The 22,450-nt window shown below is 74.1% G+C and carries 21 protein-coding genes and 1 pseudogene; 12 read left to right on the top strand and 10 right to left on the bottom strand.

Translation table 11 applies throughout. From position 1 onward, the window contains the following. Positions 1–36: 36 nt before the first annotated feature. Positions 37–1,788: a cytochrome P450 gene (locus LG634_RS26285; RefSeq protein ID WP_226736985.1), complete on the bottom strand. Its 1,752-nt coding sequence runs from the start codon at positions 1,786–1,788 to the stop codon at positions 37–39. A gap of 437 nt (positions 1,789–2,225) precedes the next feature. Here LG634_RS26285 and LG634_RS38510 point away from each other — a divergent pair. Continuing rightward, positions 2,226–2,372 (top strand): annotated as a pseudogene (locus LG634_RS38510) (DUF4190 domain-containing protein); the annotation flags it as partial. A 498-nt stretch (positions 2,373–2,870) separates the two neighbouring features. Here LG634_RS38510 and LG634_RS26295 read toward each other — a convergent pair. From LG634_RS26295 to LG634_RS26305, 3 genes are read right to left on the bottom strand one after another with little or no spacing between them, the layout of a single operon-like run. Next, a complete protein-coding gene (locus tag LG634_RS26295; protein WP_226737062.1) occupies positions 2,871–3,368 on the bottom strand; it encodes a hypothetical protein in 498 nt (165 codons plus the stop codon). Further along, entirely contained in the window at positions 3,365–4,069 is a 705-nt protein-coding gene (locus tag LG634_RS26300) for an RNA polymerase sigma factor (RefSeq protein ID WP_264203613.1), read from the bottom strand. Before LG634_RS26300 ends, LG634_RS26295 begins: the two co-directional genes overlap by 4 nt. A 22-nt stretch (positions 4,070–4,091) precedes the next feature. After that, positions 4,092–4,586, bottom strand: a complete 495-nt coding sequence (locus LG634_RS26305; RefSeq protein WP_226736987.1) for an LPXTG cell wall anchor domain-containing protein — start codon at positions 4,584–4,586, stop codon at positions 4,092–4,094. Positions 4,587–4,829: 243 nt separating this feature from the next. Between LG634_RS26305 and LG634_RS26310 the strand changes: the two genes are divergently transcribed. The 3 genes from LG634_RS26310 to LG634_RS26320 all read left to right on the top strand — a co-directional run bounded on the left by LG634_RS26310 (position 4,830) and on the right by LG634_RS26320 (position 8,385). Further along, entirely contained in the window at positions 4,830–6,239 is a 1,410-nt protein-coding gene (locus LG634_RS26310; RefSeq protein WP_226736989.1) for an FAD-dependent oxidoreductase, read from the top strand. A gap of 210 nt (positions 6,240–6,449) precedes the next feature. Then, on the top strand, positions 6,450–7,799 hold the full coding sequence (locus LG634_RS26315) for an FAD-binding protein (protein ID WP_226736991.1): 1,350 nt from the start codon (positions 6,450–6,452) through the stop codon (positions 7,797–7,799). Positions 7,800–7,908: 109 nt separating this feature from the next. Beyond that, positions 7,909–8,385 (top strand): hypothetical protein, encoded by a 477-nt coding sequence (locus LG634_RS26320; RefSeq protein WP_226736993.1) that lies wholly within the window; start codon positions 7,909–7,911, stop codon positions 8,383–8,385. On the opposite strand, the gene LG634_RS26325 is transcribed toward LG634_RS26320, so the two are convergent. Both LG634_RS26325 and LG634_RS26330 read right to left on the bottom strand, forming a co-directional pair. After that, positions 8,367–9,611: a PKD domain-containing protein gene (locus LG634_RS26325; protein ID WP_226736995.1), complete on the bottom strand. Its 1,245-nt coding sequence runs from the start codon at positions 9,609–9,611 to the stop codon at positions 8,367–8,369. The two genes, LG634_RS26320 and LG634_RS26325, sit on opposite strands and share 19 nt — an antisense overlap. A 294-nt stretch (positions 9,612–9,905) precedes the next feature. Next, positions 9,906–10,853, bottom strand: a complete 948-nt coding sequence (locus LG634_RS26330) for an NAD(P)-dependent alcohol dehydrogenase (RefSeq protein ID WP_226736997.1) — start codon at positions 10,851–10,853, stop codon at positions 9,906–9,908. Positions 10,854–10,936: 83 nt separating this feature from the next. Between LG634_RS26330 and LG634_RS26335 the strand changes: the two genes are divergently transcribed. Further along, complete coding sequence (locus tag LG634_RS26335; RefSeq protein WP_226736999.1) at positions 10,937–11,605, top strand: TetR/AcrR family transcriptional regulator; 669 nt, start codon at positions 10,937–10,939, stop codon at positions 11,603–11,605. A gap of 43 nt (positions 11,606–11,648) precedes the next feature. Here LG634_RS26335 and LG634_RS26340 read toward each other — a convergent pair whose 3' ends face one another. Next, the gene (locus tag LG634_RS26340) at positions 11,649–12,029 is read right to left on the bottom strand and encodes a hypothetical protein (protein WP_226737001.1); all 381 of its coding nucleotides are present in this window, start codon (positions 12,027–12,029) and stop codon (positions 11,649–11,651) included. 443 nt (positions 12,030–12,472) lie between these two features. Between LG634_RS26340 and LG634_RS26345 the strand changes: the two genes are divergently transcribed. From LG634_RS26345 to LG634_RS26365, 5 genes are all read left to right on the top strand, one after another. Continuing rightward, the gene (locus LG634_RS26345; protein ID WP_226737003.1) at positions 12,473–12,892 is read left to right on the top strand and encodes an SSI family serine proteinase inhibitor; all 420 of its coding nucleotides are present in this window, start codon (positions 12,473–12,475) and stop codon (positions 12,890–12,892) included. Positions 12,893–13,057: 165 nt separating this feature from the next. Then, positions 13,058–14,749: an alpha/beta hydrolase gene (locus LG634_RS26350; protein WP_226737005.1), complete on the top strand. Its 1,692-nt coding sequence runs from the start codon at positions 13,058–13,060 to the stop codon at positions 14,747–14,749. A gap of 18 nt (positions 14,750–14,767) precedes the next feature. Continuing rightward, positions 14,768–15,520 carry a maleylpyruvate isomerase N-terminal domain-containing protein gene (locus LG634_RS26355; RefSeq protein WP_226737007.1) on the top strand — a complete coding sequence of 251 codons (753 nt, stop codon included), beginning with the start codon at positions 14,768–14,770 and terminating at the stop codon, positions 15,518–15,520. A gap of 55 nt (positions 15,521–15,575) precedes the next feature. After that, complete coding sequence (locus tag LG634_RS26360; protein WP_226737009.1) at positions 15,576–16,136, top strand: hypothetical protein; 561 nt, start codon at positions 15,576–15,578, stop codon at positions 16,134–16,136. Between the two features lie 54 nt (positions 16,137–16,190). Continuing rightward, positions 16,191–16,799, top strand: a complete 609-nt coding sequence (locus LG634_RS26365) for an SGNH/GDSL hydrolase family protein (protein ID WP_226737010.1) — start codon at positions 16,191–16,193, stop codon at positions 16,797–16,799. Between the two features lie 74 nt (positions 16,800–16,873). Here LG634_RS26365 and LG634_RS26370 read toward each other — a convergent pair whose 3' ends face one another. Both LG634_RS26370 and LG634_RS26375 read right to left on the bottom strand, forming a co-directional pair. Next, the gene (locus LG634_RS26370; RefSeq protein ID WP_226737012.1) at positions 16,874–17,191 is read right to left on the bottom strand and encodes a winged helix-turn-helix domain-containing protein; all 318 of its coding nucleotides are present in this window, start codon (positions 17,189–17,191) and stop codon (positions 16,874–16,876) included. Continuing rightward, positions 17,188–17,652: a hypothetical protein gene (locus LG634_RS26375; protein ID WP_226737014.1), complete on the bottom strand. Its 465-nt coding sequence runs from the start codon at positions 17,650–17,652 to the stop codon at positions 17,188–17,190. Before LG634_RS26375 ends, LG634_RS26370 begins: the two co-directional genes overlap by 4 nt. Positions 17,653–18,061: 409 nt before the next feature. Here LG634_RS26375 and LG634_RS26380 point away from each other — a divergent pair, with 409 nt between their 5' ends. Further along, the gene (locus LG634_RS26380; protein WP_226737016.1) at positions 18,062–18,940 is read left to right on the top strand and encodes a trypsin-like serine protease; all 879 of its coding nucleotides are present in this window, start codon (positions 18,062–18,064) and stop codon (positions 18,938–18,940) included. Between the two features lie 30 nt (positions 18,941–18,970). Here the strand turns inward: LG634_RS26380 and LG634_RS26385 are convergent, their stop codons facing one another. Further along, positions 18,971–20,617 (bottom strand): alkaline phosphatase D family protein, encoded by a 1,647-nt coding sequence (locus LG634_RS26385; RefSeq protein WP_226737018.1) that lies wholly within the window; start codon positions 20,615–20,617, stop codon positions 18,971–18,973. Positions 20,618–20,807: 190 nt separating this feature from the next. Here LG634_RS26385 and LG634_RS37990 point away from each other — a divergent pair, with 190 nt between their 5' ends. Then, positions 20,808–22,205 (top strand): DUF7824 domain-containing protein, encoded by a 1,398-nt coding sequence (locus LG634_RS37990; protein WP_264203615.1) that lies wholly within the window; start codon positions 20,808–20,810, stop codon positions 22,203–22,205. The last annotated feature ends 245 nt before the right edge of the window (positions 22,206–22,450 follow it).

Here is a 22,450-nt window from a genome sequence, read left to right on the forward strand (position 1 = left end):
GTACGGGTGTTCCGCGCGCGGCGGCGGGTACGCGGTTCAGCGGGCCGGTGGGGTGACGGCGGTGGCGCGGGTGGGGTCGCGGTCGCGGTCGCGGCCGGGGTGGACGGGCAGTTCGAGCAGGTAGCGCACGGTGCTCTGGCGGTGGTGCAGGTCGGCGGGATCGCGGGCGAGGCGCAGGTCCGGCAGCCGCCGGAGGAGCGCGCCGAGTGCCTCCTGGGCCGTCAGACGGGCCAGGCCGGATCCCGGGCAGCGTTGCGGGCCGTGGCCGAAGGCGGCGTGCGGCCGGCCGGTACGGGAGACGTCGAGCACGTCCGGGTCGGTGAAGTGCGCGGGGTCCCGGTTGGCCGCCAGCAGCGAGGCGGCCACGAGCGAACCGGCAGGCGGCTCCTCGCTGCCGGGGGCGGCTGCGGGGAAGGGGCAGCGGGCTCCGACCGTGCGGGGCAGGCCGACCGGGGCCGGGGTCACGTACCGGAGCAGTTCCTCGACGGCCGGGCCGAGCCGACCGGGGTCGGCCAGCAGGCGCCGCCACTGGGCGGGTTCGGCGAGCAGGGCGGCGATCCCGTTGGCGAGCAGGGTCGCGGGCGGGCGGTGACCACCGACGAGGAGCAGCCGGGCCATGGCGACGAGGTCGGCGGGGTCCGGAGCCTGGGCGGCGGCACCGGTGTCCGGGGCTCCGGCATCCGGGGCTTCGGCATCCGAGGCTCGGGCGGCGGCACCGGCGTCGAGGGCCCAGGCGAGGAGGTCCCGGGCGGGGGCTCCGGTACGCGCGGCCGAGCGCCGCGCGTCGATGAGGCCGTGCAGGAACTCGTCCACGTCCGGGTGCGCGGACGGCGGCGGCGAGGCCAGCCGGACCAGCAGCCACTCCTGGAGGTAGCCGCGGTCCGCCACCGGCACTCCGAGGAGTTCGCACAGGGCGAGGACCGGCAGCGGGCGGGTGAAGTGGCGGACCAGGTCGACCGGACCGTCCGCGGGCAGGGCGTCGAGCAGGCCGTCGGCGGCGCGCCGGATGCGGGGGCGCAGTGTCTCCAGCCGGTCGGGGGTGAGGCAGCGTTCGGCGAGGGCGCGCAGGCGGGCGTGTTCGGCGGCGTCGACGGTGATGGTGTCCTGGCCGCCGTGGTGGGCGAGGTCCGGCGACTGGAGCCGGAACCCGTGGGTGATCGCGACGGACCCGTCGCAGCCGGCCGTACCGGGGCTGCCGTCGAGCACGGCGGCCGCGGCGTCGTACCCGGTCAGCAGCCACCAGGGCGCGGTACCCGGCTCGTCGACACGGTGGACCGGGGCCGCCGCGCGCAACTCGGCCATGGCGGCGGGCTGGTGGAACCGGTCGGGCACGGGCACGGGGAGCCGGACGGGGCAGTGCCGGTCACGTTCCCCGGCGCGGTCGAGCGCGGCGAGGAGTTCGCCGACGGACTCGGCCATGGTCTGCTCGTCGGCCGTGGAGAGGTGGCGGACCGGGCAGAGCAACCGGTGCCGTGCGGGGTCCGGGCCGGGTTCCGGGTCGAGGTGGACCACGGCAGCCACCCGTTCCGGGTGTGCGTCCGCGATCCCGGCCGCGGCGCGGCCGGCCGGGCCGCGGCCCACCAGCACGGCACGGGCCGGGCTGCCCGGGGCGGCGAGGAAGCCGGTCGCCTGGGCCCGGCAGGCGGCGGGGTCCTCGCCGGTCACCTCGGCGGTCACGGCGCGCCAGCCGCGCCGGGCGGCCTCCGCCACCAGGGGCCGGGTGCCCGGCCCGGCGCCGAGGATCACCACGACGGGCTCCTCGCCCCGCACCACAGCTGCCGCGTCCATGCCTGCTCCTCCGTCTCGGCAGCGGTCGCTGACGCGGAACCGGGAGCACCTGCGCTCCGGCCCCGCTCGACCGCTCACCGAGGAGCCTGCCGGGCCCGGCGTCCCGGGAGCACGGGGCAGATGTCCCGTCTTGCCGGGACGGGCGCGGGCGGGGGCACCGGGCAGCCGGGAGGGAGGAGAGGCGGCCCGGCGCAGTCCGGCAGCAGAGGAGCCGGCGCGCCCCGCGAGCGGCGCGGCTGCCGACATCCCGCGCCGACGAGCACGTGCAAGGAGTGCCGCGCGCATGTCCACCCACCCTGCGGCGCCGCCCCCCCGGGCCGGATCCTCAGCGGGGGCCCCACGCAGCGCAACACGAACCCGCGCCCCCGTACGGCGGGCCCCAGGGGTGGTACTCCCTGAGGACACCGCCGTCGAGCAGGACCAATCGGCCGGCCATCGTGGCGTTCGTTCTCGCTCTGCCGCTCTTCATCCCGTTGCTGCCGCTGATCTGCGGCTTCCTCGCCCTCAAGCAGATCCGGGAGGACGGCGAGCAAGGTCGGGCATTCGCGATCGCCGCCATCGCCCTGAACTGCGTGACGCTCCTGCTCTGCGCGCTCGTTGCGTTCGGCGCACTGGACGACGATCCCCGGCGTGACGGCAGCGGGCAGGTCACGGAGTCGGGCACCAGCGACTGGAGCGACATCCGCAAGGGTGACTGCTTCCTCACCGAGGACGATCTGTCGGCTCCCGTGGACGAGGACGGCGCCCCGGCGGCTCCGACGGTGACCAACGTCCCCTGCGCGGTGGCACACCACGGGGAGGTGTACGCCCGTCTTCGAGCTGGACGACAGCCCGTACCCGGGCAACGCGAACCTCGCTGCGAAAGCCGGGGAGCTGTGCAGCCCGGCGGCATGGAACGACTACGCGGGTACCGCGTCAGCTCCCGGAGACACTCCAGAACATCCACTACTGCCCGTCATCGGGCAGTTGGAACGCAGGTGACCGCGACGTCGCGTGCGTCGTGTCGGTCCCCGGCACGAGCGTCGGCTCGTTGCGCGCACCGGGGCCTTGAGCCGGGCCGCGGGGCCCGACGCCCCGAGCGGTCACATACCCGGCCGGGGTGGGGATCCGCTCGTGCCCCGGCCCGGTGCGGCCGACGGTGTCGAGGACCCGGACGGGGACGGGGTCTCGGGAGCACCGGCTCCCGAAACCCCGGGGGCTTCCGAGGGCTCGCGTACGGCGGCGGACCGTTCCGGCGCCGGAGTCCGCTCGGGCGGGCTCGGCGGCGGGGGCGGGCTGGTGGTGGCGGTCTCACGCGGGGCGGCCGGCGGTACGGGGCGCTCGGCGGGGGTGTCCGGGGACGACGCGAGGTGGCCGGCCGCGAGGGCGGCGGCGGTGGCCAGGCCGGCCAGCGGAAGGGCCAGGCGGCGCAGCCGGGGCAGGGGCAGGCGGCGCAGGTGCGGGCCGGGCGGGTCCGCGGGGCGCAGGTCGCGGACGGTGACGGTGTCCGCGCGCGCCTCGAAGGCCTGCCGGAGCCGCTGCTCGACGGGGCGGGGCGGCACCGCGTCCCCGCCGTGGTCGAGGTCGAGGTCGTGCGTCATACCCGGCCCTCCAGGATCTTCTCCAGCGCGTCGAGGGCGCGGCTCGCATTGGACTTCACCGAACCCCGGCTGATGCCGAGGGTCTGGGCTATCTCGGCCTCGCTGAGTTCGGCCCAGTAGCGCAGGACGAGTACCTGGCGGCGGCGCGGGGTCAGGCGTCCGAGCGCGGCCAGCACCTCGCGGTGGGCCTCGTCGAGGACGACGTGGTCGGCGGCCGAGGGGACGACCGCCGGGGGCGGCGGGGTCCAGGCGCGTGCCGTGCGGCGGCGGCGCAGGACCGAGCGGGAGGTGTTGACGACGGCCGTGCGCAGGTAGCCGAGCGCGTTGTCGACGTCGTGGATGTGTTCGCCGTGGCGGCGGTAGAGGGCGGTGAAGGCGTCCTGGACGACGTCCTCGGCGGTGGCCAGGTCGTCGACGAGGAGCACCGCCAGGCGCACCATGCGCAGCCGGTGTGCGTGGTAGAGCGCGCTGACGGTGGGGGGCGCCGCGGCGGGTGAGCGGCCGTCCGCCGCGGAAGCGGGCAGGTGTTCGGGTATGCCGGGGCCGCCCCGCTCCCGGGTGGGGGCGGGGCGGTCGCGGTGCAGCAACCCGGGCAGCAGGCGCCGTACGGCCTGCCGGAAGCCGCGCGGAAGCGGAACCTCCGCGGGGACCGGCAGGCGGGCCGGATGCTGCCCGGGTGGGGGTACTGCGAGGGAGAGCAAGGGGGTCCTCGGGTCGGCCGGGTCAGTGGTGCGTGCGGGTCCGTCGTACGGCGTACAGCGTGCCGGCGCCGGCCGTGACGAGCAGGACCGCGCCGCCGGCGAGGGCGGCGTTGGTCGCGGTCGAGCCAGTATGGGCGAGCTCCTGGGCGGCGCCGTCGGCGGGGGCCGGCTCGGAACCGGAACCGCCGGCGGCGGGCGCCGTGCCGGGCTTCGCCACACGGGGAGCCTCGGACGGAGCTGCGGACGGAACCTCGGACGGGACTGCGGAAGCCTCCGCGGACGGCTGCTCGGGCGGCTGCTCCGACGGCTGCTCGGACGGGGTCGCCGACTCCCGGACGGAAGGCCGGTTCCCGGACGCGGCCTCGGCCGGAGCCGGCGCCGGTGCCGCGCCTTCCGGCGCGACGGCAGGCGCCGGGCGGGCCGTGTCGGCCTGGGCCGGGGTGGCGGCGAGGGCGGCGAGCGTTCCGGCCGCGAAAGCAGCGGCGGCCGCGACGCGGACGTGCCTGAGGTTCTTCATGTGGTGGTACTCCAGGGTCGGGTCAAGGGCACCGGACTGCTGCCCTCACCCCCGCACGACGCGCGACCCCGCCGGAGGTTGCCGCCGGAACAGAACTTTTTTCGGTCGGCAGCGTGCGCCGGCGCGCTGCGGTGCGCTGCTGGTGATCTCCGTCCGCCGTGGCGTGCACCGGAGCGCCGTCCGCGGGCCGCCCCCGCCGGGTTTGTCCGCCGCCGGCCGGGGGAGTCCGTCGACGGAGGTGGCATGAATACACAGAGTGACCGGGGCGGGGCCGTTGCGGAACGGGCCGTCGTCATCGGCGGGAGTTACACGGGGCTGGTCACGGCCCGGGTGCTGACGGAGTTCTTCGAGGAGGTGGTGCTCGTCGAACGGGACGGCATCGACGAGGACACGGGGACTCATCCCAGCGCCCCGCAGGGCTACCACGCGCACGCGATGCTGGCCAAGGGCGGGGAGGTCCTGGAGCGGCTGTTCCCGGGGCTGCGCGAGGAGTTGCGGGAGGCGGGGGCACCGGTCTTCGACTACGGGCTGGGAATCGACTTCCTGCTGCCGACGGGGACGGCGCCGCGGGGCCGGACCGGGGTGATGGTCCAGACGTTCACCCGCGACGAGCTGGAACGCCGGATCAGGCGCCGGGTCACGGCACTCCCCCGGGTCACCCTGCGGCATTCCACCCGGTGCACCGGGCTGCTGCGGGACGCGGCGGGCCGGGTCCGCGGGGTGCTGTGCAGCACGGAGGGCGGCGGAAAGGACGCCGGGCAGGACGTCGGGCAGGGCGAAGGGCAGGGCAACGGGCAGGGCGACGGCCCGGACGAGATCCGCGCCGATCTCGTGGTCGACGCGTCCGGGCGTACCAGCAAGCTGGAGGAGTGGCTGGCGGCCGCGGGCGTGACGGTGCCGGCGAAGCGGGTGGTCCAGGCGAAGATCACGTACACGTCGATGAACTTCCCCCGCGCCAAGGGCGAGTCGCCCGACTACCAGATCGCGTACCAGATGCTGTCCGCCCCCGACGTGCCCCGGGCCGGGGTGCTGCTGGCCGTGGAACGCGAGCGGTGGACCTGCTCGTTGTTCGGCTTCCAGGACGAGCCGCCCACCGATGACGGCGGCTACCTGGAGTTCGCGCGCAGCCTGGGCAATCCGCGGCTCGCCGAGCAGCTCGAACGGCGTACCGAGCAGGAGCCGACGTACCGCTACACGAACATCGACAACCGCTGGCGGCAGTACCACGCCGTCCGGAACTGGCCGGAGGGGCTGATCGCCCTCGGCGACGCGGTGTGCGTCTTCAACCCCGTGTACGGCCAGGGGCTGACGGTCGCGGCGATGGAGGCGGACCTGCTGGGCCGGATGCTCGCGCGCCGGCGGGCGACGGGGCGCCGGCTGGCGGGCTTCGCCGCGGACTTCCAGAAGCGCGTCGCGCGCCTGGTGCTGGGTCCCTGGACGCTGTCCACCAACTCCGACCTGATGTGGGCCCCCGACGGGCAGCCGCTCGCCGCCCGCATCGCGCACTGGTACAACGCCCGTCTGTTCCGGGTGGCCGTCCGCGACGCCGCCGTCTGGGCCCGCTTCGTCCGCGTCGTCAACATGACCGCCTCCCCGGCCCTGCTCTTCCACCCTTCGGTGGCCCTGAAGGTCCTTTCCGCGACGCGGCGTTGACGGGTTCGGGGCGGGACGCGGGTTCATGTGGTGACGCGGCGGCCGGGGGCTCCGGGGCGCGGCTCTGCTTCTCCGCCCGCAGACGGGTGGATCTCCCGGCCGAAGCATGATCACATTGTGGAGGAAGTGTGCGGATGGCCGGAGCCGCTCCGTTGGCCGTGGTCACCGCGCAACGCCGTTCCTGTGTACCCGTGTTGAATTGGAGCAAGCGTGACGTCCGACGCCCCTGTCCCCCACCCCTTCTCCGGCGTTCCCGCGCTGGACGGTGAACTGTGCTTCGACCAGGGCGCCTTGGATGCGGCCTCGGCCGACTTCGGGCGGCTCGTGCGCGAGCGGCCCGCCGCGGTCCTGCGGCCCGGATCGGCCCGGGACGTCGCCACCATGGTCCGGTACTGCCGCGAGCACGGACTGAAGGTCGCCGGGCGGGGCCAGGGGCACTCGACCAACGGGCAGGCCCAGGTGCCGGACGGGGTCGTCGTCGAACTGGGTGCGCTGGATTCGATCGAGATACGTGACGGCAGCGCCGTGGTCGGGGCCGGTGTGCGGTGGAGCGACCTGCTGCGCGCCACGCTGACCGAGGGGCTCACCCCGCCGGCCTTCACCGACTACCTGGAGCTGTCCGTAGGCGGCACCCTGACCGCCGGCGGTCTCGGCGGGCAGATCGGCCGGCACGGCACGCAGACCGCGAACGTGACGGAGCTCGAAGTCGTCACCGGCGAGGGCGAGATCACCACCTGCTCCGCGACCGAACGGCCCGACCTCTTCCGCGCCTCGCTCGGCGGGCTCGGCCAGTGCGGCATCATCACGCGCGCCACCCTCCGGCTGGTGCCCGCGCCGCGGACCGTACGGCACTACGTCCTGATGTACCCGACCGTCGAGGCGATCACCGCGCAGCAGACGAGGCTGATCCGGGAGGGCCGGTTCGACTACCTCGTCGGTCAGGCGCTGCTCACCCCGGACGGCTGGACCTTCATGATCGAGGCTGCCGCGTACGACGGCGCCGCGGCCGACGACGCCCGGCTCACCGACGACCTGGGCGCCACCTCGGTCGAGGTCCAGGACGTGCCGTACTTCGACTTCGTCAACCGGCTCGCCCCGGCGGTGGAGGGCCTCAAGGCCATGGGGGAATGGCAGCGGCCGCATCCCTGGCTCGACACGTTCCTGCCCGCTGCCGTGGTGGACTCCGTCGTCTCGGACACCCTCGCCGCGCTCAAGGGGAACGAGGTCGGCGCGACCGCGGTGATCCTGCTCTACCCCGTCCTCACCGCCACGTGCACGACCCCGCTGCCCGTCCTGCCGGACGGCGACCTCGTGTACCTCTTCTCGCTCCTCAAGACGGCTTCCCCCGGGGCGGATTCCGCCGAGGAGATGGTGGCCGCCAACCGCCGCCAGTACGACGTCACCCGTGCGGCCGGCGGCTGCTTCTACCCGATCGGGTCGGTCCCGCTGACGAAGGACGACTGGATCGAGCACTTCGGGCCCTTCTGGCCCGAGTTCGAGGCCGCCCGCCACCGCTACGACCCCGCCGGCGTCCTCACCCCGGGCCAGCGGATCTTCTGACCGGCGGTGATGGTTTCGGCTGGAACTTAATCGTGGCGGCGCAGTGCCAGGGGCCCGCATCCTGACCGGGTGCAGGGGGGACCTGCCCCCTCCGAGAAGGAGAACGCCCATGACTGCTGCCGCCACGATCCGCCGGGGCCTCGCCGCCACCGGGCTGGCCACCGCACTCGCCTCCGCGCTCCTCGTCTCCCTCCCCGCGACCGCGCAGGCGGCGCCTGCCGCGACCGGCGGGGACGTCATCCGTCACGACAGCATCCAGAACCTCTACATCGCCAAGGACATCAAGTCGTACAACGCCGGCCAGGGAAGCAGTTGCGCGATCTGGAACTGGAACGGCGGCAGTTCGAGCAGCTGGGTCAACCCCGGCGGCAACTGCACCACCGCCTCCATGAACGGACACACGTACAGCTGGAACGTCTGGTGGGACACCGACGCCTTCACCCTCCGGGACGAGAGTTACTGGCTGAACATGCACGGCACCTGGCACCGGGTCGGCGCGAACGTCTACACCAAGATCACCGACGCCGAGAACGCGCACTGCTACCGCGAGTCCGACGGCGTCAACTGCTACGTGCAGTGGGGCTGATCCCCGGGTACTGACGAGCGCTGCCGCCGCCCCGGAACAGGCGGCGGCAGCACCCGGCGCAGCTCCTTGGGCAGGGCCGCGTAGGCGCGGGACACCAGGACGGCGAAGGCGGCCTGGCCGCGGGCGGTGGGGTGGAAGCTCTCCTGGGCCCTGGGAGCCGGCGTCCGGACATCCTTGAACACCTTCGGCAGATCGGTGGACAGCCGGCCCAGAGCAGCATCGAACGCGGACTCCTGGTTCCGGTCGCAGGGTCTTTCCAGCGGACTGAGGCAGTGGCGCAGCAGCGGGTCGAACCCGATGTCGTTGCCGCCGAACGAGAGGGTGGTCAGGCCCGTCCAGCCGTCCAGCGCCGTCTTCTGGGCCGGTTCCCGCCCGCGGTCGGGCTTGTTGGCCTCCCGGAACTGCTTGAGCTCGGCGCCGCCGCAGGCCCGGAAGACGAACCGGGGCAGCTTCCCCTTCAGCCCCTTGGCCAGCGCCGGGCCGTAGGCGCGGGAGCTCCGGTAGCAGCGGTTCGAGGGTTTGTCGGTGCCGTCCAGGTACGAACCCGCCCCCTCGCCCGACGAGAACGAGTCGCCCAAGGCCACGTACGTGTCCGGCTTGACGGTGATCGCCACGTCGTCGGTGCGCGTGTACTGCCCGTCGGCGGCCGTGAGCCGCAGGACGTAGCGGCCCGGCTTGGCGGCCTTCGCCTTGGTGGCCGGAACGGATGCATCGACGAAGCTGACGGCTCCCGGCCCCGACACCACGCTCCAGCGCGTCTCCAGCCTGCCGTCCGACGGGAGGCCGTCGTCGCCGGCGGTCCCGGTCAGCGCGAACGCCTCCCTGCCGACGACCGCACGGTCCGCCCCCGCCTTCACCTGCGGGGCCGCGTTGACGGGGATCGGGCAGCCGCCGTTGGACTCCGGGCCGGGGACGTGACGGCAGTCGTCACGGTAGTCGGGTACGCCGTCCCCGTCGCCGTCGAGCGGCTCGGGGCAGCCGAAGAAGTCGCGGAACCCGTACACGTGCGGGCAGTCGTCGACGGCATCGCGCACGTTGTCGCCGTCGTAGTCGTCGGGGTACGGGGTGTGGGCCCACTCCGAGACCCCGTACTCGTCGGAGAATTCCCACGACCCGGTGACTCCGTCGTCCAGGGTCATCGTCAGGATCACGCAGACTTCGCACCAGGGCGATGCGCCGAGCGACACGTCGGCCGGGGTGATGTCGTAGTCGACCGCCCCGCCCAACCCGGTGGTGAAGGTACGGCCGGTCGTTCGGGGGTGTCGTCCCGGCCGCCGCCGGCCCGCTGCCGGCGACGACCAGCAACCCGGCCAACAGTGCCAGCACCGAAACGGCCCGCACCAGAAGGCCCCCCGGCGCCCCGATTCCGATTCCGTTTCCCGGTCCCCGGTCCCGGGCGTCCTGTCATGCCCACGCCCCCCAGCGCCCGGTGCCGCGCGCGCACCGGCGCGGCGTCCGCTCCGGGCGTAGCCGCGTACGGATCCCGCCCGCGGGCGAACGACGGAACGGCGCTGTGCGCGCTACGGCCGCAGGATGACGTTGCCCGTCTTGCGGCCTGTGTCCACGTGGTGGTGGGCTGCGGCGGTGTCGGCGAGGTCGTAGGTCCGGTCGATCACGACGGTGAGGGTGCCTTCGGCGGCGAGTTGCAGGAGGTGGGCGAAGTCTTCGGGGCGTTCGGGGGCGGGGCCGGCGACGACGTTGCCGCGGGCGCGGACCGTGTCGGCGAGGCCTGCGACGGCCAGGAGGAGCACGCCGCCGGGGTTCAGGAGGCGGCGGCCCGCGGCGATCGACAGGTTTCCCACGACGTCGAACACGACGTCGAAGCGCTCCGTGATGCCGCTCAGGTCGTCGCGGGTGTAGTCGATGACGCGGGCGGCTCCCAGGCCGGTGACCAAGGCGGTGTTCGGGGTGCTGGTCACGGCGGTGACGGTCGCGCCGAGGTGCCTGGCCAGCTGGACGGCGTTCGTGCCGAGCGCGCCGGACGCCCCGTTGACGCACACCGACATGCCGGGGCCGACCTTGCCCTTGTCGCGCAGGTAGTACAGGGCCGACTGGCCGCCGAACAGCAGCCCGGCCGCGTCCTCGTGGCTCACCGCGGCCGGTTTCCGCACCAGCTTCCCGGCGGGCACCGCCGCGTACTCGGCGTGCGCGCCCAGCTTGATGCCGGTCATGCCGCAGACCTCGTCGCCGGGTGCCCGGTCGCGGACGCGCGCGCCGACGGCCACGACCTCGCCGGAGAAGGAGCTGCCCAGGACCGGCCGCCGCGGGCGGCGGATCCCGAACACCAGGCGGGCGAAGGGCGCGAAGCCCGAGGGGAACCGGGCGCCGCGGATGCGCGCGTCGGCCGAGGTGACGGCCACCGCCCTGACGCGGACCAGGACCTCGTCGGGGCGCGGCTCGGGCCGGGGGACCTCGTCGATGCGTACGACGTCGGGCGGGCCGTACCGGTCGACGACTGCTGCCTTCATGCGCTCTCCTTACAGGTGTAAGTCTGCGCATCACGGTAGCCTTACGGCCGTAAGGCAGCAAGTACCGATGTGAAAGGCCCGTCATGCCCCGGCGCCCCGCACTCAGCCTCGACCGGATCATCGACGCCGCGGTGGCGGTCGCCGACCGCGGCGGGCTCGGCCAGGTGAGCATGCGCAACGTCGGCAAGGAACTGGGCGTCGAGGCGATGTCGCTCTACCACCACCTCGCCGGCAAGGACGCGCTGCTGGACGCCCTGGCGAACTGGATCTTCACCCGGATCGAGCTGCCCGCGCCCGGGGCGCCGTGGCGGCCGGCCATGGCCGGCCGGGCCGCATCGGCCCGGGACGTCCTGGCCCGGCACCCGTGGGCCCTCGGCCTCATCGAGTCGCGCCGCTTCCCGGGCCCGGCCCTCCTGCGGCACCACGACGCCGTGCTCGGGTGCCTGCGCGGCAACGGCTTCACGGTGACGCTGGCGGCCCACGCCTTCTCCGTCATCGACGCGTACGTCCACGGGTTCGTGCTGACCGAGCTCAACCTGCCGTTCGACGCGGAAGCGGACGCCGGCGTCGAGGAGTTCATCGGCGAGATCGAGGAGCACCTCTCCCCCGACGCCTACCCGCACCTGGTCGAGCTGATCACCGAGAACGTCATGCACCGGAACTACTCCTACGCCGACGAGTTCGCGTACGGCCTCGACCTCATCCTCGACGGCCTCGCTTCCCGCCTGTCAGCCGAACCGGCGTCCGGCTGACAGGCGTTCACCCCGGCGGGCGCCGTCCGGCGCCCGCCGCCCGTCAGCTCATCCCCGGCGGGCCGCTCGTCCGGCGGTCGACGAGGGCGCGCCGGCCGGGCCAGGCGGAGCCGTTGTACGAGGACCACCAGATGTCGTTGTCCTCGCCGTTGCCGCGGAACACCATGTAGGCCCGGCCGTTGAGGTACGCGAGGTCGGGCTCGCGGGCCGTGGCCCCCACGAAGCCCTGCTGCGGGGTCCACTGCCCGTTCACCATGCGGGACCAGTAGATCTTCGGGTCGCTGTCGGTGCCCCGCCACGCCATGTACGCCGTGTCCGGCGCCTGCGTCGCGGCCTCGGCACCCTCGTGCGCCACCCCCGTCGACGCACCCAGTGCGACCAGCGCGTCGACCGGAGCGATCCGCCGCGTCGTGAGCCTCTTCATGCCGTCTCTTCCTGTTCGGGTGGGGGGCTCTGACGGCAAGTCAATCCGTTGCGCGGGCGGATCCGGCAGGTCCACCAGGGCGGGCGGACGGACACGAGATCGGTCCGGACGGGCAGGCGGCACGCAGCATGCACCCCCGCACCCGCGCGATCCGGTCAGTCTCGGTGGACGTTCGGTGAACCGCGTGCGGCCTCCGGCAGGTCAGCGGCCCTCGTACGGGCGGCTCCAGGGACCTCACCCCCCTGTCAGCGGGTGATCACGCAGCGCGCATCCCCCGCCTGAGCTGCCCGAACGACCGTACGGTCACCGATAATCGAACGACTTGTCTGTAAATCGGTCATCGATATGACCCCAGCCTTCGCAGCCGACAGACTCAGGGACGTCAAGCCGATGCATCGCAGTCAATTACTGCGGTTGCCCTTTGAATTGAAAGTGAGTCTGTCGTGCGTCACCGTATCGCTGCCGTCTCCGCCGCCGCTCTCCTTGCCCTGGCCGGTGCCACGGGCATCGCGCAGGCGCAGCCCGCGAGCCTGTACGCGCCCTCCGCCGTGGTCCTCGCCGTCTACCAGGGCGACGAGGCGACCACCGCCGTACGGGCGTCGACGCTGAGCTGCGCGCCGACCGCCCTGGGAACGCACCCCGACCCCGAGGCCGCCTGTACGGCCCTCGCCGCCACCGCCGGCACCCTCGACACCCTCCTGGCCTCCCCTGACGAGAACCGCGCGTGCCCGATGCACTACGACCCCGTCACCGTCACCGCGGACGGCGTCTGGCAGGGCACCCGCATCGCCTGGAAGCACACCTTCTCCAACAGCTGCGCCATGTCCCAGACCCTGAACGGAAACCCGGTCTTCGCCTTCTGACCGGGCCCGCAGCAGCGGCCGTCGACCGCAGCAGCCATCGACCGCAGCAGGACTCGACCGCAGCAGCCGTCTGCAGGTCCGGCCGGGTGAGGGGCGGGCCGGTCCGATGGGGCGCCCGGGAGTGCCGTGGGGGCACTGCCGGGGCCCCTCGTTAGCGTCGGGGGCATGACGGACGACGAACGGACAGGGGCGCGGCGGCCACGAGGCGGGGGACGCGGCGCCCGGGGCCTGGGCGTCGTCCTGGCCTCCGCCTGCCTCCTCGGCGGGCTCGTGCCCGGCGCCACCTCGGCCGCCCACGCGACACGGAACGGCACGGACCCTGCGCTCTCGCGGTACCACCATCAGGTGCTCGGGTGGCACAGCTGTGTGCGGGGGGCTGCGGACGAGGTGGGCCGTGCACTGGAGAAGGCCGGTGCGCGGTGTGCCGAGGTGACCGTCCCGCTCGACTACGCGGAACCGGGCGGCCTCACGACCACCGTCGCGATCGCCCGGATCAGCGCCCCCGACACCCGGCGCCGGATCGGCCCGCTCCTGGTCAACCCGGGCGGGCCGGGCGCGCCCGCGCTCGGTCTCGCGGCATTCGTCCACGCCGCCCTGGGCAGCGTGGCCGCGCGCTACGACGTCATCGGCATGGACCCCCGGTTCGTCGGCCGCAGCACCCCGCTGGACTGCGGCTGGCCCACCGGTACGGTCATCCGCGGCGCCGGTCTGACACGAGCGGCCTTCGAGCGCCAGGTCGCGTTCCACCGGGACCTCGTGGCCCGCTGCCGCACCCGGAACGGACCGCTGCTGCCGCACGTCACGACGCGCAACACGGCTCGTGACATGGACGTCGTCAGGGCCGTGCTGGGCGCCCCGAAACTCAGCTATCTGGGCTACTCGTACGGCACGTACCTGGGGACCGTGTACACGCAGATGTTCCCCGGCCACTACGACCGGGTGGTGCTCGACAGCGCCCTCGATCCCGTCCGCTACGGGCCGCGGATGCTCCGGGACACCCTCCCCGCGAACGAGCGCGCCCTTGCCGCGTGGGCCGGCTGGGCGGCTCGGCGCCACGGCACGTACCGGCTGGGCCGGACCCGCGCGCAGGTGCTGGCCGCCGTGGACCGTTTCCTCCGGACCGCGGACCGGCGGCCGCTGGCCGTCGGCTCGGCGCCGGAGACGTACCGGGTGGACTCGACGCACATCCCGTTCCTCGTGCTGAGCGGGATCGCCGACGACACGGACGCGGCCCGGGCCGAGTTCTCCGGGCAGATGTCCGTGCTCGCCGATGCGGCGGCCGGCCGACCCCCTCGGAGGCTGTCGCCGCAGTTCACCGAGCTGCTGCGGATCATCCTCACCGGCGAGCGCTCGCACTACGGCAGCGTGCAGGCGGCGCTGGTCTGCGGGGACAAGCCGGCACCGCGCAACCCGGAGCACTACTGGCGCAACGTCGAGCGCAGCCTCGCCGCCCGGCCGCTGTTCGGGCCGCTGAGCCACGCCATCGGGCCGTGCGCCTTCTGGGACCGGCCCCGCGAGGAGCCCACCCGTGTCACGCACGACACCCCGGCGCTGATCCTGGCCGCCACCGGCGACCCCCGCACCCCGTACGAGGGCAACGTCGCTCTGCACCGCATGCTGCCCGCCTCCCGCCTGATCACCCTCCGGGACACGATCCGGCACGGCGTCTACGGCGTGTCCGGCAGCGCCTGCGCGGACGCCCTCGTCAACTCCTACCTCAACACGGGCACGTTGCCGGCCGGGGACCGCACGTGCAGCAGGCCGGACGCGGGGGGGGGGGGGGGACCGACGAGCCGTTCTCCGGCCTACGCAACCATCGGTCTGCCGGAAGGCGTGTACGGAGGGAGAATTCCCTAGACGATCAGGAGCCGTTCCGTGCCGGATGAGTTCACGTCGCACCGTCCCGTCGCCGCCGATGAACTCGGCCTGCGGGGAGGGCAGTCGATCCGGCCGGACGGCGCGCTCGAAGCGTTCCGGGAGGAGTGCGAGGCGCTCACCGGGGGCCTCGCGGGACTCTCCGAGGCCGAGTGGAGCCTGCCGACGCGCTGCACCCCCTGGTCCGTGCGCGACCTGCTCGGGCACGTGTGCGTGGTGATCGACTGGCTGCCGTCGATGCTCGGCGCACCCGCGCCCGGTGCGGCGGAGATCTCCGCGGTGGAGTACTACCGCCCGGACGAGCGCTTTTCGCCGCAGACCAACGGCACGCGCATCGCGCTGGCCCAGGACCGGGCGACGCGGTCGGCCGACGGGGGCGCGTTTGCCGAGGACTTCGCCGCGACCTGGCAGCGGGCCGACCGGCTGTGCCGGGTCCAGCCGGCCGGCCGTACGGTACGGACGCGGCACGGTGACGCCATGCTGCTGTCGGAGTTCCTCCGCACACGTGTCGTCGAAGTCGCCGTCCACGGACTTGACTTGGCCGACGCACTCGGACGCGAGCCGTGGCTGTCCCCGGCGGCCGGCGCGGTCGTGACGGAGCTGCTGATCGGCGCGGAGCACACCGCGTCCGTCGACGAACTGGGCTGGAGCCGGCCCCGGTTCCTGCGCAAGGCCACCGGCCGGGAGCCGCTGGACGCGGCGGAGTCCGCACAGGTCGAGCGACTCGGCATCCGCTGGCTCGCGCTGGGCTGACGCCCCCGCGCGGCCGGGCGCGCGTGTGGCGGGTACGACTGGGCAGCCTGAACTCATGTCAGGTGTCGAGGTGTTGCTCATCGGGGGGCGGGCCGGGGTCGGCAAGACGTCGGTGGGGTGGGAGGTTTCGGCGGTACTGCGGGTGGCTGGGGTGGCTCACGCGATCGTCGAGGGCGACTACATGGGGCAGGTGCATCCTGCACCGGCGGGGGATCCGGACCGTTCGGAGATCACCGAGAGCAATCTGACCGCCGTGTGGGCGAACTTCGCCGGGCGCGGGTACCGGCGGCTGGTGTACACGAACACCGCGAGCGTGCTCCCCGAGGCGACCGGCATGTTCGAACGCGCCATGGGGGCCGGAGTGCGGATCGTACGCGTCCTGCTCACCGCTTCCGACGCCACCGCCCGGGCCCGGCTGACGGGCCGGGAGCTCGGCTCGGAGCTGGAGCACGAGGTGGCGAACGGCATCCGCCGGGCGCGGCTCCTGGACCGGCGGGCGGCGGCGGGAACGCTGCGGGTGGCGACGGACCGGCGGGCCGTCGGGGACATCGCGCGGGAGGTGGTGGCGGCGACGGGATGGGCCGGGGCCGCGGCCGCGCGGGGCGTCCCCCTATGATCGTCTGCACGCCGGGGCAGACCGCCACCGGGTCCGTGAGCTGGGGGAATACGCGTGATCGAACTGTCCGAAGAACCGATGACCTGGGTGGCGACCGGGGACAGCATCACCCAGGCGGTGCTCCACACGTACGGTGCCCGGGGCTGGGTCGAGCACCTTCACGAGCGGATCCGGTGGCAGCTGGACCGGCTCACCGACATCGTGGTCAACACCGGGGTGTCGGCGTGGACGGCCACGGACGTCCTCGGCTCCTACGACCACCTGATCGGCCGGTTCGCGCCCGACGTGCTGTCGGTGTCGCTCGGCACCAACGACGCCCGGGCCGGACGCGCGGGCCTCCCCGAGTTCCACCGGTCCATGCGGGAGATCATCGCGCGGACCGAAGACGCCCGGATCGTCCTGCACACGCCCGCCCTCACCAGCTGGACCGGCCGGGCCGCCCGGGCCGAACTGCCCGCGTACTGCGAGGCGGTGCGCGAGATCGCCGCGGACACCGGCGCCCTGCTCGTCGACCACGAGGCGCACTGGCTGGCCAGGTTCCCCGACGGCGCCGACCCGATCGCCTGGCTCGACGACCCCGCCCACCCGAACGCCACAGGCCACCGCCAGATGGCCGACCACACCCTCCGCACCCTCGGCCTCGGCGAACTCACGGACCTCTGACCTCCGACGGGACGGGCGGCCGGGACGGGCGGCCGGGGCGGGCGCACCGGGGCGGGCGCCGTCTGTCCATCGGGTCAGTCCGCCGGCGCGGGCGGGCTGGCCGTCGTGCCCGTCACGATGGCGGTCAGGGCTGTGATGTGGCGTTGGTAGGTCTGGCGGCCGGCCGGTGTGATGCGGTACCAGGTGGCGGCGCCGCGGCCGCGGCCGGTTTTGCTGATCTTGATGTAGCCGGCGTGTTCGAGGGCGGCCATCTGCTTGGAGAGGTCCGAGTCGCTGATGCCGAGGTGGTCGCGGAGGAAGGCGAAGTCGGCCTGGTCGCTGTGGGCCAGCACCGACATCGCCGCCAGCCGCTTGGGGGCGTGGATCACCGGGTCGAGGTCGGCGAGGCTCACGCCGCGCCGCCCACACGGCTGCGGGTGCGGGCCGCCGCACGCTCGTAGGCCTTCTCGTACGCGTACAGCCCGGCGGTGACACCCACCAGCGTCACGGGCACGGCGGCCACCGCGCCGACGAAGAGGGCCAGGGCCGTGACGACGGCGGCCAGCGCCCCGGTGCCGAGCACGAAGGCCCGGAGGGCGGGCCGGAACTCGGCGGGCGCGGCGGAGAGCTTCGGCCAGGCGGTGCGCACCTTGCGGTACCAGAGCGCGAAGGCGAGTTCGAGGGCCACCAGCGCCGCCAGCGCGCCGGCGAGCGCCGGGCCGTGCAGCTCGGTCAGCGCCAGTACGAGTCCCGCTGCCCACAGTCCGCCGGCCGGGTAGTACCAGGCGGGGGTGCGGGGGTAGTCGGTCCACGGGGCGGTGGCGCCGCGCTCGGCCACTGCCAGGGCCTGCTGCGGGGAGAAATCGCTTTCCATGCCGGAAAACTATCCGATCGCTTTCCACTTCCGCAAGTAGAAAGTTCTCATCGACTCACCCCGCCGCCGCCCGCGCACCGGAACGCGGCCCCGCCCCCGTTCTTCGCCGAGCTGGTCGGCACCCCGCACGGCGTGGTCACCGCCCACCTCGTCGACGAGGCCGGCCACCCCACCGTCCGCGCCCGCGACGAGATCCTCGCCTTCCTCACCGACCGCCTCCTGCTCCTGCGGCCCCTCTCCCCCGGACCCCGGCCGAGGACGGAAGATCCTGATGCGCCCCCTTCGCCGCACGGGAAATCGGCCGGACAACAGTCAAAAGATCCACGCCTCTTGCCGTAGGCGGTCCTCCGGCGCTTCACTGACGGCCACCCCACAGGAACCCCCGTCCCACGACACCGAAGGGTCTCTCTTGACTGCCGTCACCGCACGTCTGAGCGCCGTCACCGCCGCGGCCTGCGCCCTCGTCCTCGGCGCGGCCCTGCCGTCCTCGGCGATCAACTCGTACAACGCCGCTCCGGCACCGGAACGCACCGAGGTCGGCGCCCTGGTCGCGACCTGGGACCACGACGAGGACCCCGCCACGGCCGACCGGGTCGACTGGGTTTGCTCCGGCACGATGGTCGACGCGGACACCTTCCTGACGGCCGCGCACTGCACGACCGACTGGCCGGCGAACGTACGGTTCTACGTGTCACTCGACCAGGACGTGCAGGCCGGACTCGACGCGGCCGCCGCCCGGCACCCCGGCGACCCGACGTCGGTGGCGAAGGCGGTCGCCGTCGAGGGCGTCGCCCACTCGCACCCCGCGTACCCGGGCCCGGCCTCGGACGACCACGACATCTCGGTCGTCGAACTCCCGGCCGCCGAGGTCGCGGCGCGCTGGTCGTTCGCCCCGGCCGCACTGCCCGCGGCCGGGGCCCTCGACGCGCTGGGCCCGCGGGGGCTCGACGCGACCCCGTTCACCGTCGCCGGGTACGGCACCCGGGAAGCCGTACGCGGTCCCGGCGGTCACACCCACCCGGGCGGCGGCGTCCGCATGAAGGCCCCGGTCTCCTTCAACGCGCTCAACAACGCCTGGGTCCGCCTCGGGATGACCGCGCCCCAGGGCAACGGCGGTGCCTGCTACGGGGATTCGGGCGGACCGAACTTCGCCGTGATCGACGGCCGGCGCACCCTGGTCGCCACCACTATCACGGGCGACGGCCCCTGCTACGCGACGAACGTCGCCTACCGTCTGGACGCGCCCGGCGCCCGCGCGTTCCTCGCCCCGTTCGTCCGCCTGCCGTAGCCGTCGCCGACTACCGCATCCCGGCCGCGGTCAGGCCGGGTCGAGCCCCGGTTCGCCGGCGGTGACGGCCCACGAGGCGGTGGTGCTCACCGGCGACTGCCGGACCGCGATGCTGTCGACGGTCCGGGCGCGGGTGACCCACCGCTGCCGGTCGACGTCCAGCCGCAGATAGCCGCGGCGGGATCCGTCGAAGTAGCGGACGTGGGGGTTCAGGGTGGGGTTGTACGACTTCAGCGCCGTGTCGAAGGCGAGGGGGAAGTCGGAGCTGACGCTGGTCGCGGTGAACTCGACGGCCACCGGGTCGCTGCCGAGGTCGGCACGGTCGATCCGCACGTCACTGAACCACGAGGAATGGGCGTCACCGGCGAGCAGGACGGGGTTGGTCACCTTCGCGTCGCGCAGGAAGGTCAGCAGCCGGGTGCGGGCGGGGTCGTAGCCGTCCCATTGGTCGAGGTTGGCGATGGGCGGCAGCGGCTGCGCCGGGTTGAGGAAGTTGGGGAACCTGAGCTGGCTCATCATCACCTGCTGCGCGATGACGTTCCACCGGGCGCGCGAGCGGGACAGCCCGTGCCTCAGCCACTTCTCCTGCTCCTCGCCGGTGAGCGTGCCCGATGTGTTCTGCGTACCGGCGGACGGGGGGCCGAAGTCGAGGGGGAATCCGCCCGGCTGGTCCGTGCGGTACTGACGGGTGTCCAGCAGGTTGAGCCGCAGCAGGTCGCCGAAGTCGAAGCGGCGGTAGAGCCGGTGGTCGGGCGAGCCGGGCACGATGCGGTGCCGGAGCGGCAGGTGCTCGTAGTACGCCTGGTAGGCGGCGGCCCGCTGCCGCGCGAAGGCTGCCGGGTCCTGCCGACGGGCGCCGGTGTCGGTGTGCTCGTCGATGAGGCCGGCGTAGTTGCTCTCCACGTCGTGGTCGTCCCAGGTGACGATCCAGGGGAAGGCGGCGTGGGCGGCCTGCAGCGCCGGGTCGGTCTTGTACTGGGCGTGCCGGGCCCGGTAGTCGGCGAGGGTGACGAGCTGGTCGAGGCCGGGGGTCTCGGGGGCGGTGTGCAGCCGGTCCGGGTAGGCGCTTCTGGGGTCGAGTTCGTAGATGTAGTCGCCCAGGTGCAGCACCGCGTCGAGGTCCTCCTCGGCGAGCGCGGAGTACGCCGGCCAGTAACCGTGCTGCCAGTTCTGGCAGTTGACCACCCCGAGCCGGAGAGCGGCGGGGCGGGAGCGCACCGCCGGGGCGGTGCGGGTCCGGCCGGCCGGGCTGAGCTGCTTGCCGACCCGGAAGCGGTACCAGTAGTCACGGGCCGGCTCCAGGCCCCGTACGTCGACGTGGACGCTGTGGGCGAGTGCGGGGTCGGCGGTGGCGGCGCCGCGCCGGACGGTCCGGCGGAACCGCGCATCGGCGGCCACCTCCCACTCCACGCGCACCGGCCGGGTGCCCAGGGAGCGCGCGTCGTGGGGATCGGCCACCAGGCGGGTCCACAGCACGACCCCGGTGGGCAGCGGATCGCCACTGGCGACCCCGAGTCCGAACGGGTCTCTCGGCACGGGCTCCGCATGGGCGGTGCGGATGCCCAGCGTCTGGGCGGCCGCCACGGCGGCCGTGCCGACGAGCAGCCCGCGCCGGCTGATCGCGGTCGTCGGATGCGATCCGGCTGCGGAAGGGAGGGAGTCATCTGTGGACGGCACCGGCGCCTCCTGACGTAGCACCAGGTTCACCTGCGGGAGCGCGAGCCATCCTGCTGCAAACCCACCGGATCGCGGACCGGCCCGGCCGCGGACACCCCGGCGCCACTCGGATGGTCGGCAGGACTGCCCCACGGCCGGGCGCCCGGCCCGGCCGGCGGGGTTGTCAGAGGTGGGGGCTAGCCTTCGGGGCATGATCGAGGGGGAGTTCGACGTGCCGTCGGCGGGGGTGCTCGCCGGTGAGGTCGCGGCCGTGCTGGCGGGGCGCCGTGACCCGGGGGTGGTGGTGTACGAGCGGCTGCTCAATGCCGTCGCGGGTCATGCGTACCGGGACCGGGAGGGGCTGACCGCCGCGCTGGGCGGCGTACCGCGGGAGTTCGCCGCGCGGCCGCACGAGGTGGTCGGGTGTCTCGCGGCGGTCGTCGGTGCCGCCGTGGGGCCGGTGGACGCCGGGAGGTACGGGGAGGGGACGGGCGCGGGGTGGCTGGAGTTGTGCCAGCACGCGGCGCTCGACTACGTGGCCGGGGCCCGCGTGGACGAACTGGCCGGGCGGCTGCGGGCGGGTGAGCCGGTTCCGTTCCTGCTGTCCGTGCCGAGCCGGCCGACCGGGGCGGTGGAGCCGTCCGACCTGGTGGCGCGTCTGGCCGCGTACGGGCGGCTGGGCGTACGGCCGGGACCCGCGGACCTGGGGCTGGCGTTGCTGCGGTGCGGCGGCCCGGTCGATGCCGCGGCGGTGCGTGCCGCGGAGCGACTGACGCTGGACGAGGCACCCCGGGTGACGGCCTGGCTGCGGCGGGGCGGACTGCCGCAGCCGGTGGGGCGGCGGGAGCGAGAAGCGGGCGAGCCGCAGCGCCCGAGCCGGCGCCGGGGAGCGCGGATCGGGCGCCGCGTCCTGGTGGGGCACGAGGTGTTCGAGGGCCGGGGGGAGTTCCCGCGGCGGTTCTGGTCGCTGTTCCGTCCGTTCGAGCCGCACATCGGCTGCCCGCACGGCTCGCTGCCCGACGGCCGGGATGCGCACACGGTCGCCACGCTGCCCTGGCATCCGGAGATATCCGCGGCCCGGCTGCTGGCGGGCGTCGCCTCGGCGGCCGACCAGGACGGCCGTGGCGCCCCGGAGTTCCTGGAGGCGCTGGCCGCGGCCGAGGGGCCGGCCGGTCCCGCCGTGCACCTGGCACTTGCCTACGCGCTCGCGGCGGTCCCGGACGGGGAGCGGGCGGCGGCGGGCCGCGCCCTGGTCCTGCTGGCTTCGAGGGACCGTCTGGACGCGCGTCTCCTGGGCGGCGACCTCGCCGAACTCGTCGCACTGGGCACGCTCAAGGTGCCGCTGCTGACCGAGTCGCTCCGTACGGCGGCCGCCCTGCCGTGCGGAGCCGCAGCGGTCTGGGCCGTCCTGGCCGCGGCCCTCCCCGGCCTGCTGGCCTGCGTCCGCCCGCAGGCGCAGGGCGCGCTGCTGGCCGTCGCGGCGGACTCCGCCCGCCTGGCGGGTGCCCGCGGGGCCCTGCCGGAGGTGGCCGCGCTGGCCGGGCGTCCCGGTTCGTCCCGGCTCGTCACTCAGGCGCGTCGTCTGAACTCGGTGCTGACCGGGGCCTGACCCGGCCCGTGCCGCCCGCACGGCGACTGTTTCGACGTGTTCCTGCCAGAACCATTGAAACGGCATGTGACATGTGCCATTTTACAGCGCAACCCGTTGTCGACGGGACCTCTACTCCCTTCCCCAGGAGTGAACTTTGCGCGCTACGGCCATCGCCACCGCCCTGCTCACGGCCGCCCTCGCGGTCGCCCCCACCCAGGCCGCCCACGCGGCCCCGGCCGATCCCCAGCCGGAACACGCCTTCG

It is taken from the genome of Streptomyces bambusae (assembly GCF_020532645.1).
GTDB lineage: Bacteria > Actinomycetota > Actinomycetes > Streptomycetales > Streptomycetaceae > Streptomyces > Streptomyces bambusae.